The 15,431-nt window shown below is 65.9% G+C and carries 17 protein-coding genes; 10 read left to right on the top strand and 7 right to left on the bottom strand.

What is annotated here, in order from left to right; genetic code table 11:
- The first annotated feature begins 38 nt into the window (after positions 1-38).
- Genes proS through ACR652_RS16120 form a run of 3 tightly spaced genes read left to right on the top strand, consistent with a single transcriptional unit; the run spans position 39 to position 3,360 of the window.
- On the top strand, positions 39-1,382 hold the full coding sequence (gene proS / locus ACR652_RS16130; protein ID WP_434507499.1) for a proline--tRNA ligase: 1,344 nt from the start codon (positions 39-41) through the stop codon (positions 1,380-1,382).
- Entirely contained in the window at positions 1,379-2,668 is a 1,290-nt protein-coding gene (locus ACR652_RS16125) for a lipoprotein-releasing ABC transporter permease subunit (RefSeq protein ID WP_434507498.1), read from the top strand. The genes proS and ACR652_RS16125 overlap by 4 nt, the downstream gene beginning before the upstream one ends.
- Positions 2,669-2,676: 8 nt before the next feature.
- Positions 2,677-3,360, top strand: a complete 684-nt coding sequence (locus tag ACR652_RS16120; RefSeq protein ID WP_434507497.1) for an ABC transporter ATP-binding protein — start codon at positions 2,677-2,679, stop codon at positions 3,358-3,360.
- Positions 3,361-3,565: 205 nt separating this feature from the next.
- Here the strand turns inward: ACR652_RS16120 and ACR652_RS16115 are convergent, their stop codons facing one another.
- Positions 3,566-4,138, bottom strand: a complete 573-nt coding sequence (locus tag ACR652_RS16115; RefSeq protein WP_434507496.1) for a hypothetical protein — start codon at positions 4,136-4,138, stop codon at positions 3,566-3,568.
- Positions 4,139-4,527: 389 nt separating this feature from the next.
- Here ACR652_RS16115 and ACR652_RS16110 point away from each other — a divergent pair, with 389 nt between their 5' ends.
- Positions 4,528-5,202 (top strand): enoyl-CoA hydratase-related protein, encoded by a 675-nt coding sequence (locus ACR652_RS16110; RefSeq protein WP_434507495.1) that lies wholly within the window; start codon positions 4,528-4,530, stop codon positions 5,200-5,202.
- Between the two features lie 143 nt (positions 5,203-5,345).
- The gene (locus tag ACR652_RS16105; protein WP_434507494.1) at positions 5,346-5,768 is read left to right on the top strand and encodes a metallopeptidase family protein; all 423 of its coding nucleotides are present in this window, start codon (positions 5,346-5,348) and stop codon (positions 5,766-5,768) included.
- A 13-nt stretch (positions 5,769-5,781) separates the two neighbouring features.
- Here ACR652_RS16105 and ACR652_RS16100 read toward each other — a convergent pair whose 3' ends face one another.
- The 5 genes from ACR652_RS16100 to ACR652_RS16080 form a co-directional block, all read right to left on the bottom strand.
- Positions 5,782-6,519, bottom strand: a complete 738-nt coding sequence (locus ACR652_RS16100) for a class I SAM-dependent methyltransferase (protein WP_434507493.1) — start codon at positions 6,517-6,519, stop codon at positions 5,782-5,784.
- A 22-nt stretch (positions 6,520-6,541) separates the two neighbouring features.
- Positions 6,542-7,228 carry a hypothetical protein gene (locus tag ACR652_RS16095; RefSeq protein ID WP_434507492.1) on the bottom strand — a complete coding sequence of 229 codons (687 nt, stop codon included), beginning with the start codon at positions 7,226-7,228 and terminating at the stop codon, positions 6,542-6,544.
- Positions 7,225-7,827: a type II secretion system protein GspM gene (gene gspM / locus ACR652_RS16090; protein WP_434507491.1), complete on the bottom strand. Its 603-nt coding sequence runs from the start codon at positions 7,825-7,827 to the stop codon at positions 7,225-7,227. The genes ACR652_RS16095 and gspM overlap by 4 nt, the downstream gene beginning before the upstream one ends.
- Positions 7,824-8,954: a PilN domain-containing protein gene (locus tag ACR652_RS16085; protein WP_434507490.1), complete on the bottom strand. Its 1,131-nt coding sequence runs from the start codon at positions 8,952-8,954 to the stop codon at positions 7,824-7,826. The genes gspM and ACR652_RS16085 overlap by 4 nt, the downstream gene beginning before the upstream one ends.
- 131 nt (positions 8,955-9,085) lie before the next feature.
- The gene (locus ACR652_RS16080) at positions 9,086-9,802 is read right to left on the bottom strand and encodes a DUF1190 domain-containing protein (RefSeq protein ID WP_434507489.1); all 717 of its coding nucleotides are present in this window, start codon (positions 9,800-9,802) and stop codon (positions 9,086-9,088) included.
- A 125-nt stretch (positions 9,803-9,927) separates the two neighbouring features.
- Here ACR652_RS16080 and ACR652_RS16075 point away from each other — a divergent pair, with 125 nt between their 5' ends.
- The 5 genes from ACR652_RS16075 to ACR652_RS16055 are packed head-to-tail and all read left to right on the top strand — an operon-like array spanning position 9,928 to position 14,381.
- Positions 9,928-11,682 (top strand): GspE/PulE family protein, encoded by a 1,755-nt coding sequence (locus ACR652_RS16075; RefSeq protein ID WP_434507488.1) that lies wholly within the window; start codon positions 9,928-9,930, stop codon positions 11,680-11,682.
- 5 nt (positions 11,683-11,687) lie between these two features.
- Positions 11,688-12,902 (top strand): type II secretion system F family protein, encoded by a 1,215-nt coding sequence (locus ACR652_RS16070; RefSeq protein WP_434507487.1) that lies wholly within the window; start codon positions 11,688-11,690, stop codon positions 12,900-12,902.
- Positions 12,899-13,363 (top strand): GspH/FimT family pseudopilin, encoded by a 465-nt coding sequence (locus tag ACR652_RS16065; RefSeq protein ID WP_434507486.1) that lies wholly within the window; start codon positions 12,899-12,901, stop codon positions 13,361-13,363. The genes ACR652_RS16070 and ACR652_RS16065 overlap by 4 nt, the downstream gene beginning before the upstream one ends.
- Complete coding sequence (locus tag ACR652_RS16060; protein ID WP_434507485.1) at positions 13,348-13,758, top strand: type II secretion system protein; 411 nt, start codon at positions 13,348-13,350, stop codon at positions 13,756-13,758. The genes ACR652_RS16065 and ACR652_RS16060 overlap by 16 nt, the downstream gene beginning before the upstream one ends.
- Positions 13,755-14,381, top strand: a complete 627-nt coding sequence (locus ACR652_RS16055) for a prepilin-type N-terminal cleavage/methylation domain-containing protein (protein ID WP_434507484.1) — start codon at positions 13,755-13,757, stop codon at positions 14,379-14,381. The genes ACR652_RS16060 and ACR652_RS16055 overlap by 4 nt, the downstream gene beginning before the upstream one ends.
- Here ACR652_RS16055 and ACR652_RS16050 read toward each other — a convergent pair whose 3' ends face one another.
- Positions 14,382-15,215, bottom strand: coding sequence for an RNA methyltransferase (locus tag ACR652_RS16050; protein WP_434507554.1), 834 nt, complete (start codon positions 15,213-15,215; stop codon positions 14,382-14,384).
- Positions 15,216-15,431: the final 216 nt, after the last annotated feature.

Genomic DNA, 15,431 nt, shown 5'->3' with positions numbered 1-15,431 from the left:
TATGCTCGCTCTCCTTCGAATCGTGAGTGGAAGCCCCCATGCGCCTGTCCCGTTACTTCCTGCCCATCCTGCGCGAGACGCCCAAGGAGGCCGAGATCGTCTCCCACCGGCTGATGCTGCGGGCGGGCATGATCCGGCAGGAGTCGGCCGGCATTTACGCCTGGCTGCCGCTCGGCCTGAAGGTGCTCAACAACATCAACCGAATCATCCGGGAGGAGCAGAATCGCGCCGGGGCGATCGAATGCCTCATGCCGACCATCCAGTCGGCCGATCTGTGGAAGGAATCCGGCCGCTACGACGCCTATGGCAAGGAGATGCTGCGCATCTCGGACCGCCACGAGCGCGAAATGCTCTACGGGCCGACCAATGAGGAGATGATCACGGAGATTTTCCGCGCCTATGTGCGCTCCTACAAGGATCTCCCGCTCAATCTCTACCATATCCAGTGGAAGTTCCGCGACGAGGTGCGCCCGCGCTTCGGCGTCATGCGCTCGCGCGAATTCCTGATGAAGGATGCCTATTCCTTCGATCTGACCGCCGAAGGCAGCCGCCACTCCTACAACAGGATGTTCGTGGCCTATCTGCGCACGTTCGCGCGCATGGGGCTGACGGCCATTCCCATGGCCGCCGACACGGGCCCGATCGGCGGCAATCTCTCGCATGAATTCATCATTCTCGCCGACACCGGCGAGAGCGAAGTGTTCTGCCATAAAGATTTTCTCTCCTTCGCCCCGCCGCCCGCCGATGTCGCCTTCGACAATCCGGCGGCGCTGGAGGAGATCGTCGGCAAATGGACGAGCCGCTACGCCGCCACGAGCGAGATGCATGACGCCGCCGCCTTTGCCGCCGTTCCGGACGACGCCAAGGTTTCGGCGCGCGGCATCGAGGTCGGCCATATTTTCTACTTCGGAACCAAATATTCCGAACCCATGAAGGCCGTCGTCAACGGCCCCGACGGCAAGGAGGTCGTCGTGCAAATGGGTTCCTACGGCATCGGTCCCTCGCGCCTCGTCGCCGCAATCGTCGAGGCCTTTCACGACGACGCGGGCGTCATCTGGCCGGAGGCGGTCGCGCCCTTCCATGTCGGGGTGGCGGATCTGAAGGTCGGCGACGCGGCGACCGGCAAGGTCTGCGGCGATCTGGTGGAGAAGCTCGAAAACGCCGGCCTCGAGGTGCTTCACGACGATCGCGACGAGCGGCCGGGCGCGAAATTCGCCACTCTCGACCTGATCGGTCTGCCCTGGCAGATCCTCGTCGGCCCGAAGGGTCTTGCCGACGGCCATGTCGAGGTGAAGCGCCGCAAGACCGGCGAGCGCGAAATGCTGTCGCCCGACGCGGCGGCGGCCCGGATCGTGGACGCGGTGAAGCAGGCGGGCGCATGAGCGACAGCGGCGCCGCGCCAGCGGCCTCAAACGGCGGCAGGGCCTTCTCGGCTTTCGAATGGCTGGTCGCGCTGCGCTATCTGCGCGCGCGCCGGGCCGACGGCTTCGTTTCCGTCATCGCGGGCTTTTCCTTCCTCGGCATCATGCTGGGCGTCGCGACGCTGATCGTCGTCACCTCGGTGATGAACGGCTTCCATCGCGAGTTGATGGACAAGATCATGGGCATCAACGGCCATGCCTTCCTGCAGGCCGTCGAGACCCGTTTCACGGACTGGGACGACGTCTCGGCCCAGACCGAGAAGGTTCCCGGCGTCAAGCTGGCGATCCCCATGGTTGAAGGCGCGGCGGGCATCTCGACGCCCTACGGCCAGTCCGGCGTTTTGACGCGCGGCGTCCGCGAGAAGGACCTCCTGCGCCTGCCGGGCATCGTCGGCAATATCAAGGCGGGCGCGCTCAAGGGCTTCGACAAGGGCGAGGGCGTCGCCATCGGCCAGCGCCTCGCCGAGACCCTCGGCGTTTCGGTGGGCGACAAGGTGAGCCTGCTCGTCGCCAAGGGCGCGCAGACCCCCTTTGGCGTCGCTCCGCGCATCAAGGCCTATACTGTCGCGGCGATCTTCTCGATCGGCATGTCGGAATTCGACAATGTCTTCGTCTATATGCCGTTGGCGGAGGCGCAGCTTTTCTTCAACAAGGACAATGAGGCCACGGTCGTCGAAGTCTTCGTCGACAATCCCGAGGAAATGGACCTGTTCCGCGCGCGGCTGGACAAGTCCGTGTCGCGGCCGATGATGGTCACGGACTGGCGCCAGCGCAACAAGACGTTCTTCGACACGCTTCAGGTGGAGAAGAACATCCTCTTCATCATCCTGACGCTCATCGTGATCGTCGCGGCCTTCAACATCATCTCGGGCCTCACCATGCTGGTGAAGGACAAGACGCAGGACGTGGCCATTCTGCGCACCATAGGCGCCTCGCGCGGGTCGGTGCTGCGGGTCTTTCTCATCATCGGCGCGTCGATCGGCGTGGTCGGCACGATCGCGGGCTTTGCGCTCGGGCTGCTGATCGCCAAGAATCTGGACGCGATCCGGGTGGGGCTGAACAAGGCCTTCGACGCCAATCTGTTTCCCGCCGAGTTCTATTTCCTCTCCCGCCTGCCGGCGATCGTGGATACGCGCGAGGTGACCGTGATCGTCGTCATGACGCTCGTCATCGCCATTCTCGCCTCGATCTATCCCGCCTGGAAGGCCGCCTCGCTCGACCCGATCGAAGCGCTCCGGCACGAATGAGCGAGAAGATGAGCGAAGCCATTCTGGAATTGCGCAACATCGCCCGCCACTATCGTGAAGGGGCGGCGCGTCTCGACATCCTCGTCGACATCAGTCTCGTGATCTACCCCGGCGAAACAGTGGCGCTTGTCGCGCCCTCGGGCGCGGGCAAGTCGACCCTGCTGCACATCGCGGGCCTGCTGGAGCGTCAGGACGGCGGCGAGACCCTCATCGGCGGGGCGCCGACCTCGCAGATGAACGACAATGAGCGCACGAAGCTGCGCCGCGGGGCCATTGGCTTCATCTACCAGTTCCATCATTTGCTGCCGGAGTTCTCGGCGCTCGAAAACATCATGCTGCCGCAGATGATCGCCGGAATGGAGCGCAAGGAAGCGGAGACCCGCTCCCAGCAATTGCTGGAGTATCTGCGGCTGGGACCGCGCGCCGGACATCGACCCTCGGAGCTTTCAGGGGGAGAGCAGCAGCGCGTCGCCATCGCGCGCGCGGTCGCCAACGGGCCGCAGCTTCTGCTCGCCGACGAGCCGACCGGCAATCTCGATCCACGCACGGCGGAACATGTCTTCGCCACGCTGATGACGCTCGCGCGTCATTCCGGCCTCGCCGCGCTGATCGCGACGCATAATCTCGAACTGGCTGACCAGATGGATCGCCGCGTCACCCTGCGCGACGGACGGATCGAGGAATTGCCGTAAGCGTCGAGGAGGGCGCAAGCGCCGCGTCCAGTATGAGCAGGCTTATTTCGGGGAAAGTTCTGAACCCTGAGAGAGAAGCGGCGCCGTGGCCGCTGATTCCGGCTTGCGCGCTTGCCAATTCTTCTCAGTCAGATCTACGCCACGCGAAACCGCGGGCTGACCCCCCTGCCATGGCAGGGGGGCGTTGTCTTTCGGTGAAAGCCGATCAGACCGTCTTCTTCTTCTTGTCGAGGATGAAGTGCTTGTACCACAGGCCGAAGGCCACCGCGCCGGCGGCGCCGAGCACGAGGAAGGTCGTCAGCTCCTTGCTGGCGGTCAGGCCGACGGAGAAGGGGAAGCGGGCCACATATTCCTTGCTGCCGTCGTCGCTCTTCGCCTTCACGATGCCGATATACTTGCCCTCGGTCGCGAAGTTGTGATCGAAGGTGAGCGTGCCGGTCTTGTACTTCTTCGGCGGCGAGAAATATTCGGTGTTGGCTTCGAGATTCTCGTTGTCGTCCTTCTGGCCGACGTCGCGCAGCACGCGCATTTCGAGGTTCATCTCGCGAAGCTCATCCTGCTGCGCGTCGAGGGTGATGATGGTCGGACCCGCGTCCGGGATGTCGTCACAGAACTGTTCGCGCGACTTCAGGGGCTGATAGCCGGTGAAGCTCATCGTGTCGGGCCCGATCTTCATCAGGCACTGCCCCTGGTTGGAGCCGACGTCGCCGTGCGCGTGCGCCTGAACTGTCCAACCGACCGTCGCCAGCGTCATGGCGACGAGAAAGCGCATTTTCATCCTGTTTCCTCCCTTACCCATTATTCTCTGCCGCCTCTTGGATGGGCGATCCCGGCGTGGCCGGCACGCCACGCGCGAAACCATAGAACGTTCCCCTGTCGCCCTGGCAGGCTGAGGTCCGCCATTAGCAGCTTGTGGTTAGCATATATCAATTCAAGGGGGGCTGTCTTGCGACCTTCGGCCACACGCTGACGCGCGGTCGCCAGGCTTGCAGGGGACGACGAGGGGACGGCGGCCCATGTCCTCCAAAGCCTTCGCGCATATTGAAAACTGACGCCGTTAACCATCTTCCGCGCGAACTGTTCGCCCAGCACACGCAGGCTTAGCAATTGCTGAACGTTTAGGTTAAGCTTTGCTTCACCATGCAACGTTTGGGTGTGGGGGAAAGCATGCGATTTTTAAAGGATTGGAAGGAATTGACCGTGGGCGCCGTGGGGCTGGACGTGACCTGGCTCGAGGAGCAGGGCGCGCTTGTCGTAACCAAGTCGCGGCCGGGATTCGATCAGGCCGGCGTCGGCGCGATTGCCGCCATTTTGCGTCGGGTAGCGATGGACGGCGGCGACGCGCTGAAATTCCTCGTTTTCGACTTTGCTCATGACGGCGCCGGCGCGACGCAGGCGCCGGAGGGCTTCGCCGACATTGTCGCCGTAACGTCCGATCTCATCGTGGATACGCCTGTCATCACGCTGGCCTGGGCGCGCGGACTGATGGGCGGTCTGGACTTCGACTTCGCGATGAACTGTTCAGCGGTCGTCGCGGAGAGCTCGGCCGATTTTTCCTTTGCCGGCGATCCTTTCGATCTGCTTGGACTTTATGCGGCGCTCGGGCGGAGGATCGGCTTCGCCCGCGCCGAGCGGCTGATCGAGAGCGACCGCGCGCTCTCGCCGCAGGAGGCGCGTGATCTGCTGCTGGTGCGGGACGTGGCGCCCGCGCGGCCGGGTCACGAGGGAATCGCCGCCTATCTCGCCCAGTTCGAGCGGCGCTACAACGCTTCGCACGCCATTTACCGGGCGCAGCGCATGGCCGAGCCGCCGATCGACCGGCGGCCGCTGCTCGTCGGCTGACGTCATGGCGCATCGGCGCGCGCCGCTCGCACAGGCGGGGCCGGCGGCGCGCCGATTCGTCGCCGCGCGAATGAGACGGATGCATAAACCCGGACCCAGCCTTGCAACTTGGCGCCGTGCGGGCGCTGCGTCATAGTCCCGGCATGGCTGACATGTCTTATGATTGGGCGCAGCGGGGCGCGCCCACGCTTGCCGATATCGAAGCGCTCGCCGACGCGGCCTTCGCGTCGCTGCCGGAAGAGTTCACGCGCCTGTGTGAAGGCGTCGTCTTTCACGTCGAAGACTTTCCCGACGATGAGACCATGACGGAAATGTCCTGCGAAACGGAGTTCGATCTGCTCGGTCTCTTTCGCGGCCGCGGCCTGACCGAAGGCGAGCATCTCGCCGAGACCGGCTCCGAGCCGAACCGGGTCTATCTCTATCGCCGGCCAATCCTCGATTACTGGTGCGAGAGCGAGGACACGCTCGGCGATATCGTCACCCATGTGCTCGTGCACGAAATCGGCCACCACTTCGGACTCTCGGACGAAGAGATGGAGGAGATCGAGCAGAGCGTCGTCGGTTGACGCGCGCCGCCTGCTACTTCACGCATTCGATGAAGGCGACGGTCGGATGGTCGAAGAAGGGCTGCCAGAAATCGCGCCTGAAGCCTTCTTCGCCCTCTGGCGACAGGCGCGGCGCATGCCAGATCGTCTCCCGGAATCCTGCGGCGCGGAAGGCGTCCTCGTGACTCCGGCGGTCGAGAAAATAGTTCTCGATCTCGAATGATCCCTCGTCGAGAAAAATCTGCCAGATGATCGGCGCGCCCTCGACGAGCGGCCCCTTGATTTTGGCCTCGAACCCATATTGCCGATAGGACCGCGCCGGATCGAAATCGAGCATCGGGCTGCTGTTCACGGTGATGAAGCGCCCGCCCGGCTTGAGAGAGCGCGCGATGGCGTCGCACATCTGTTGCAGCTCGCCTCGATCATGGGCGTAATTGAGAAAATAGGCGGCGAAGGCCAGATCGAATTCCGCGTCGAAGTCGAGATGCTTGCCGTCGCCGACCCTGTAGTCGACGCCCAGAGGCTCGGCGGCCTCCTGCTGTCGCGCCAGGTCGATCATCCCGGCGGACAGATCGACGCCCATCACCCGCTCGGCGCCGAGGCGCCGCAGCCGGCGGGTGTAATAGCCCTCGCCGCAGGCGATATCGAGAACGGACTTGCCGGTGAGGTCCGGCAGAAGCGCGCCGAGCGTGAACGCCTCGATATGGGTGCGCCAGGGCTGTTGCTTCGCGCGCCGGTACTCCTCGGCGATCGGATCGTAATCTGTCGTCACGGCTGCCTCCGTTTCGCGAAGCTCAGAAAGGCGGGGGGGTGTTCGCAGACGGGTCCTGCTGAACGGGCGGAGCTTCAGGCGGCGCGGCGGGCGTCGCGCCGGGGCCGACGCTGAAGCCGCCTTCGACGGGGGCCTCCGGCGTTTCCGGCGGCGGCGTATAGAGCTTCACCTTGGTCAGCCGGTCGCCGCTCTGCAGCACGACTTCCGCGGGCAGGATCTTGTGGAGGGTCCAGGAGTCGACCTGGTCGCCCTCCTTCCGCCAGGCGCCGTCGGGCGCCTCGGTCGAGATCATGAAGGCCTGCGTGACCTTCTTGTTCCTGACAATGGCGGTGACAACCACGCCTGTCGGCGCCTCGGAGATATTGGCGGCGTCCACCGCCACGGCGGCCTTGGGCGACGGCTTGCGCGTCTTGGAGAAAATCGGCCGCGACAGAGAGTCGACATCGGCCGAGGGCGGCTTGGGCGGATCGAGTTCGACGACCGCGAGCGTCGGCGGAGTCCAGTCCGGGACCGCCGCGCCGCTGGAGGACCCGACCGGCCAGAGCAGGGCGGCCGCCGCGAACAGGGCGGTTCCCGCCGCGACCGCCGACAAGAGCGCCAGCAGGATCGCCGAAAGGGGCGAGAGCCGCCACTGTTTCAAACGCGACAGCATCGCCCGGGTCTTGCTCAGCCACTCGGAGATGCGGATTTTCACCCGGTCTTTCATCACGGGCGCCCTTTCTTCGGCGCGCCGCCGAAGACGTCGAATTGCGCTTCGAGTTCTTCGTTTTGCTGCGGCGCCGCGCCCCACAACATCGCCTGTCCACGAATCGAGGCGGCGGTGATGATGAGAAGGGGCGGCTCGCCCTCGAGCGCCCGGGCGAGGGCGTGGATGTTCTCGTAAGAGCCGACGACATCGAGACGCGCGCCGACCAGCGTGACGCCCTGAAGCGCCCGCTCCGGTAGCATCTGGATCGACCGCACCGTGACTTGCGTCTGTTCCGCGACAGTCTTGAGGCGCGCCTGAAGATTGGCGCTGATCACGCCGTCGCTGTCGCCGTCGAACAACTCGCCGCGGCCGTTGATGTCGGCCACCTGCTGGGCGTAGGCCTGGATTTGCGCTTCATGGGCGGCCACCGCCTCGTAGCGCGCAAGGGTCTGCCGGCGTTCGGTGATCGCTTCGGCCCCGTCCGCGATCATGCGGCGGAAGGGCTCCATGAAGATGAGATAGGCGATGAGCAGGGCCAGCAGATTGACGCCGATGAAGGCGGCGCGGCGGCCGGCCGGCGAGGCGCGCAACGCCTTCCAGTTCATGTCGCGCCAGGTCACTTGCGGCCCTCCGGCTTTTTCGCCTCGAGCTTGGCCTGAAGCGAGAAGCCTTCGCGCTTTTCGCGCGGGTCCGGCGTGATCGGCGCCGTCAGGCCGGCGTCGGCGAAGAGCGGCGACTTGTTGAAGAGCGCAGGCAGGCCGACGGCGGAACTGGCGAAACCGACGATGTCCAGCGCCCGTTCATTCGGCTTCGTCTCGCTGAGGCGGAAGTCGGTCACATAGGCGCTGTCCGGCAGGATGCGCGCCGTCTCCTCCCAGAGGTCCGCGAAGAGCGGGCCGTCGCGGCGGGCGGTGCGGAGCACGGAGAGGAGGCGGCTCTCGGACGAGGCGCGATCCACCACCTGCCGCACCTTGGCGGCGCGCGCCGAGGCTTCCTGAATCTTCGCGTCCAGCTCTTCGCTGAGCGCCGCCTGCCGCCATAATGTCGCGGCGACGCCGATCGCCGCGAAAACGACGGTCGCCGCGCACAGGCCGAGCGCGAGATTGCGAAAGAGATGAGAGGTTTCGGTCTTGGCCGCCAGGGTGATCACCGGCGCCGCGTCGCCCTGCGCCTGCGCGCCGGTCGGGCGAACGAAGGCCACGTCGGCCAGCGCCAGCCCGGCGTATTGCAGCGACGCGATCAGGAAGTCCTGACGCAGAATCCAGACGCTCACGCGCAGCTTGTCGGGCGCCGTCGGATGCTTCGCCGTCGTGTGGCCGTAGATCACGTCCGCGAGTTTGAACGGGGTTTTGCGTTCGATGTCGGAGACGAGCAGTTTTGGCAGATTCGCCGCGGCGGCGGCGGGGATGTCGAACCGCCGGATGAAAAACGCGCCGGCGTCGATTTCGACGCCGATCCGCACGGCGTTGCGCGCGAGGTCCCGGCGCGTGAGCGCCTCCTCCAGCGAGCCCGAGGCGAGTTCGTCGCCCGTGACGCCCCAGAGCGGCGCGCCGCGCGAGTCCACGCACCATAAATCGCGCTCGCCCGCGCGCAGGATGAGCTGACGGTCTCCCCGGTCGGTCAGCCAGGCGACCGTCTCCGGCGGGAAAAGGCTGAAGAACTCGCGGCGATACCAGGCCAGGAAGCGGCGCGCCGCCCCTTTGAGAGAGCCTTCGAGAACGTCGCGCGTCCAGAACTCGCTTGGCAAGAATAAAACCTCGGAGATCGAGAGACGCGGCGCTCATGCCCAAGGCGCCGTCAAGCGCGGCCAAAATAGCTTTCCGGCCGGGGACTGGCAATAACGGCCGGCTCCGGGCGCACGCCCGCCCGGTCGCCGCGCTACTCGACGAAAGGCGCGCTTCTGAGCCGCATGCGCCGATCCTCGCGGCTCTCGCCGTTCAGATTGCCTGTCGCGCCCTCGATGGCGCCGAGGGCCGAGGCCGTGAAGGTGGTCGCGCCGGCGACGGGCTTGCGCTTCGAGAACGGCTCGAAATGATCGGGCGAGAGGATGGAGGCGTTTTGCTGCTCGCCCTTGGCCTGCACGGACTGCCCCTGAGACTCCGCCTCATAGACCCTGGAGACCGGATAATAGGGAAAGAGCCGGGTGGGCGTTTCGACCGCGAGGGTCGGGGCGGCCTCGACGCCGTTGGCGGAGGCGACCATCTCGACGCCGAGCGCCGTGGGCACATAGACCGGCTCCTCGGCCTCGGCGTAGGACAAGGCGCCCCCGGCGCTGCCGGCGTCCACGGCGGCGTCCTCGACGCGGCCGATCTGGCAGATGTGGAAATGCAGACGGCATTCCGCGCCGCCCGCGAAGCGGGGCGCGCGGTCGCGCACTTGCGCGCGGGCGTTCGAGAAGGCCATCGCGCATTCATGCGGGGAAAAGATTCCCGACGCGGCGCAGGCGTCGCGCGTGGCGAAAAAGTATGTCTTCCCCAAAGTCGCGGCGACGGCGTCGCTCGCGGCAAGGCTCAGCAGAGACACGCAAAACGCAACGCTCAGCGCCGGCATGCGCGCGCAAGGCTGCTTGGCGGCGAATGCTTCTGTGCTAGACATGGTTAATAAAGCTCAACAGAGACTTAACGCTTCCCATATATTTTTCATCCCAAATGTGTCATTCCAGAGTCAAGCTGAGCGCTGGAGTGGAGCTTTGGCGTCAAGCTTCGCGAAAAGGAGCCTCGATGGCGGCGGGAACCCAGGTCGCGGGGATTGGCGGACCCAGTCAGGATCAGTCCTGGCCGGACGCCAACAGTCCAGCTTTCGCCGAGACGTTCGGCGCTTTTCTCCTGCGCGAGAAGGCGATCGACGAACTGGCGTTGCAGCGCTCGCAGCGCGCGGCGACGCAAAGCGGCGAGCGATTCGATCACGTGCTGACGAAACTTGGCCTCGTTTCCGAGGCGGACCTCTGCACGCTTCTGGGCAGATTTCTGGAAATCCCGCAGCTTGACGCGGGGGACATGCCTCTGGAGCCGCCGCTCAGGGGCGACATCCCGGAAAAATTCATTCATGCGAACCGGCTTCTGCCGCTCTCGGTAGAGGGACGGAGGCTGAAGCTGGCGGTCACCGATCCGCTCGATCTAGAGCCGGTGCAGGCGCTGGCCTATTCGACCGGGCTCGAAATCGAGCTGCGCGTCGCATCGCCCGCGCAGTTCGACAAGGCCTGGGCCTCGCTCTATGGCGCGCAGCAGGACGGCGTGGCCTTCGCCGACACCGACGTGCGGGCCAATGACGCCAGCGAATTCGACCTGCAACGGCTGCGCGACATCGCCAATGAGGCGCCGGTCGTGCGGCGGGTCAACCAGATCATCGCCGACGCCATCGAGGCGCGCGCCTCCGACATTCACATCGAACCCTCGCTGGAGGCGGTGCAGGTCCGCTACCGGATCGACGGCGCGCTGCGCACGGCCGAGACCCTGCCGCCGGGACTGAAGGCCGCGATCGCGTCGCGCATCAAGATCATGGCGCGGCTCGACATCGCCGAGCGCCGTCTGCCGCAGGACGGCCGCATCAAGCTCGCCATTCGCGGCGTCGACATCGACTTCCGCGTCTCGACCCTGCCGACGGCGCATGGCGAGAGCATCGTGCTGCGTATTCTCGACCGCAGCCAGATCGCGCTGGACTTCAACAAGCTTGGCTTTGAGCCCGAAACGACGGCGGATTTGCGCAAGGTCATGCGCAATCCCAACGGCATCGTGCTCGTGACCGGCCCGACCGGCTCCGGCAAGACGACGACGCTCTATACGGCGCTGCGCGAGCTGACCAAGCCGGACGTGAAGGTCTTCACCGTGGAGGACCCGATCGAATATCAGCTCGCCGGCGTCAATCAGGTGCAGGTGCAGCCGGCGATCGGGCTGGATTTCCCCAACACGCTGCGCGCGATCCTGCGCCAGGACCCGGACATCATCATGATCGGCGAAATTCGCGACGCCGAAACCGCGAAAATCGCCATCCAGTCCTCGCTCACCGGCCATCTGGTGTTCTCGACGCTGCACACCAACAGCGCCGCCGCGTCCATCACGCGTCTGATCGACATGGGCGTGGAAAATTATCTCATCGCGTCGACCGTGAAGGCGGTTCTGGCGCAGCGCCTCGTGCGGCGGCTGTGTCCGCATTGCGCCGCGCCGCTGGAGACGCGCGCGCAGGTTCGCGCGCAATTCGCGGGGGAAGCCTTCGCGAGAGGTCCCGATCGTCTGTCCGCGCCGCGAGGCTGCGCGCAATGCCGCAATCTCGGTTATGCCGGCCGCTCCACAATCGCCGAGCTGCTGATCATGAACGAGCGGATGCAGCGGCTCGTCTGCGAGAGCGCGCCGGATGCGCAGCTCGAGGCGGCGGCGCGTGAAAATGGCATGGTGACCATGTATCACTGCGGCATGGCCAAGGCTTGGCGCGGCGAGACGACCATCGAGGAAGTCGCGCGCGTGACCCGCATGGATTGACGCTCATGCCAATGTACAAATACCGCGCCTTCAGCGCGGCTGGCGATCTTCTGGAAGGGGAGATCGAGGCGCGCACGGCGGCGGAGGCCGAGGACGCGATCTTCATGCGCGGCCTGACGCCGTTCGAGACCTTCGAGGCCCGGAAGGAGCCGTCGATCACCCAGATCTCCTTCGGGAGCAAGGGGCCGAATGCGACGCAGGTCGCCGCGTTCACGCGCGAATTCGCGACGCTGGAACAGGCGGACGTGCCGCTCGATCAGAGCCTGCGCATCCTCGCCGCGCAAAGTCCGACCGAGCCGCTGCGCGAGCTGGCGCAGGAAATCCTCGGCCGCATCGTCGACGGCGCGTCCCTGTCGGACGCGCTGTCGCGGCGGCCCGACGTCTTCTCGTCGGAATATATCAACATCGTGCGCGAGGGCGAGGCGGTGGGCCGGGTCGGTTCGTCGCTGATGGACCTCTCCGAGATGCTGGAGCGCCGGCTCGAATTGCGCGCGCGCATCCAGAGCGCGCTGATCTATCCCTCGCTCCTCATCACGCTCGCGATCATTTCGACGGGCGTGGTGCTGGGGACGCTGGTGCCGAGCATCGCGCCGATCTTCGCCGACAATGGCAAGGAGATGCCGTCGGGTCTGCAATTCATTCTCGACGTGCAGGCTAACGCCGGGACCATCGGCCTCGTGCTCGGCCTGATCGGCGCCGGGGTGGCGCTCTTTTACAAGATGGCGCAGACGCGGCCGAACTGGCAGATCGCGCTCGGCCGGTTCTATCTGCGGCTGCCGGTCGCGGGTCCGCTCCTGTCGCAATTCGCGACGGCGCGGTTCTCGCGCACGCTGGGCTCGATGCTCAAGGCGGGCGTGCCGCTGCTACAGGGGCTGGAAAGCGCGCGCACGGCGGTGGCGAACAGCTTTCTCAACAATGAGCTGGCCGACGTCGTCGAGGCGGTGCGCGGCGGCGCCAATCTGAGCGGCGCGCTCGCGCGCGTGCCGTATCTTCCCCCGGTGGCGGTGCAGATGATCACCATCGGCGAAGAAACGGCCCAGCTCGGCGACATGCTGCTGCGCGTCGCCACCATGTTCGAGCGGCAGACGCAGCGCTCCATCGAACGCGCCATGGGGCTGATGACGCCGGTTCTCACCATCGTCATCGCGGCCGTCGTCGGCGGCCTGATCATGACGGTGATGGACGCCGTGCTCAGCATCAACGATCTCGCGGCGAAATGAGCCCGCGCCTTTCGCGAACCCTTCTTCGGCGGGCTGGCTTCACCATGCTGGAGTCGCTCGTGGTGCTCGCGCTGGTCGCGATGATGGCGGGCATGGCTTCGCAACTGCTGCGTCCGCCGTCCGGCCGGCTGAAGCTCGAGACCGCCGCGCGGACCCTATGCGCCACGTTGCGCGCGACGCGCTCGCGCGCGATCGCCACCAACAGCGAGGCGGCGGTGGTCTTCGATCTCTACACGAAGACCTACACCTCGCCGGTCGGCAAGCCCGGCGCCCTGCCTGCCGACGCGGTCGTCCAGCTCGACGTCGCCAGCACGCAGCAAGTGTCGGCGCGAGCCGGGGCCATCACCTTCTTTCCCGACGGGGCCTCGACCGGCGCGGACATCACGGTGCAATTGCTGGACGCGCGCGCGGCCATCGGCGTGAACTGGCTCACAGGCGAAACGAAATGCTCGTTCGGCTGAAGGCGCGGCGAGGCTTCTCGCTCATCGAGTCCCTGGCGGCTTTCGCGATTCTCGCCATGTCGCTCGGGCAGTTGCTCAATGGGGTGAGCGGAGGCGTCCGCAACGAGGCGCGCGCCGACTTCCTGTTGCGCGCCGCGCGCCAGGGCGCCGCCCATCTCGATTCGCTGGGCGTGGAAGGCCCCGTCTCCTTCGGCCAGACGAGCGGACGCTATTCCGACGGACTCTACTGGTTTCTCTCCGTCACGCCGGGTCCCGCGGCCTCCGGCCCGGGCGGTCAGCCCCTCGCCACGAGCTTCCACGCCGAGCTCGTCATCAAGAAACCAACCGGCTTCGGCGAGACATTCACCCTGTCGACGTTCAAGGCGAAGCCCGTCGAACTCCGGCCAGGCCAATGAAGCGACGCGCGCCGGACGGCTTCACGCTGCTCGAACTTCTGCTGGCGATCAGCCTCCTCTCGCTGATCACCGCCGCCATCATGGGCGGCATTCATCTGGGGCGGCGGAGTTGGGAGACGACGCGCGCGAGCGACGCGCTGGATGAAGTGGAGAACGCCATGCGGGCGACGTCGGCGCTGCTGGCGAAAAGTTTCGCGATCTTGCCCGATCAATCGCAGATCAACGGGGCCGACCTGCCGCCGGTCTTTCTCGGCTCCCAGCAGGGATGCCGTTTCGTGACACTCAGCGAGGGCGGCGCCCAGTGGGGCGGGCTCATTCTCACCGAGATCGGGGTCGACAACGGCCCCGGCGGCGCCGAGCTGGCGGTGTGGACGAAAGTTTATCGGCCGAAAGAAGGTCTCTCGGCGGGCCGCGAGTCCATGAGGAAGACCGTGATCCTTAGCGGTGTGACAGGGTTCGCGCTCTCCTATTTCGGCCCACAGCAGCAGGGACAGACTCCCGCCTGGAGCAGCGGATGGCGGAGCCCGACCAGTCTCCCCGGGCTGGTGTCGATCAAACTCGGCGCGAGCCGTCTCGGCCACGTCATGGAACTCGCCTCGACCGTCTCGCCGCGCCTGCAATAGTCACCCGCCGGCGTCCTCCGTCTGCGCCTTGCGCCGCCACACTTTCTTGGGGTCGCGCCGCGGCCCCTCGATCAGCCGCACCACCATGCCCCAGAGCGTGCGCACATCCTGCTGCGTCAGGTTCATGCGGTGGAACATGTTGCGCAGATTGCGCGACATGACCGGCTTTTTCGTGAGCGGGCGGAAGAAGCCGCGCGTGTCCAGCTCCTCTTCCAGGAAGTCGAAGAACGCCATGGTCATCTCGCGCGTGGCGGGCGGCGAGCGCTCCTCGAGATCATAGGGAACCACGTCGCCATGGGCCGAGCGGAACCATTCATAGCCGACGAGCAGAACGGCTTGAGCAAGGTTGAGCGAGGCGTAGGCGGGGTTGACCGGGAAGGTGAGGATGGCGTCGGCGAGCGCCACATCGTCATTGTCGAGGCCGGTGCGCTCGGGGCCGAACAGCACCCCGTGCTTCTCGCCGGCGGCGACCCGCTTCGCCGTGTCGGCGAGAGCGCTGGCGGGCGTGTGGACGGGCTTCATCTGGCCGCGCCCGCGCGCCGTCGTGGCGTAAACGAAATTCAGATCGGCGACGGCCTCGGCGACGCTGTCGTAGAGCTTCGCGCCTTCGAGCAGATGCGTCGCCCCGGCGGCGGCGGCGTAGGCGCCCTTGCGATAGGCGCCCGTGCGCGGCCAGCCCTCGCGCGGCGACACCAGACGCAGGTCGGAGAGGCCGAAATTCGCCATCGCGCGCGCGCACATGCCGATGTTCACGGCAAGCTGCGGCCGCACCAGAATGATCGCCGGCCCGCCTGACAGCGCCTGTTTCGTGTGATCCGTTCCCGCTCCGACCAACGCCCGCATCCTTTCGCTCGAAGCCGCTAATTAGGCGGAACCGGCGCAAGTGGGAAGGTTTTTCGTTCGGCGGCGACGCCAGGAACTTGACATTACCGAAGGCGCAAGCCCGGCAATGGCGCCGTTGATGCTTGTCCGCGACTGCCCCGTTCCCGGCGCTTTTCCTGACGCCGGGGCAGGTCTATAAGGCGCGCGTAGCGCGAGGATCGATTACAC

Origin of the sequence: Methylocystis sp., from assembly GCF_051061225.1 — a bacterium.
GTDB lineage: Bacteria > Pseudomonadota > Alphaproteobacteria > Rhizobiales > Beijerinckiaceae > Methylocystis.
The sequence above is the reverse complement of the archived record's forward strand: the minus strand, read 5'-3'. Positions and strand labels throughout refer to the sequence as shown.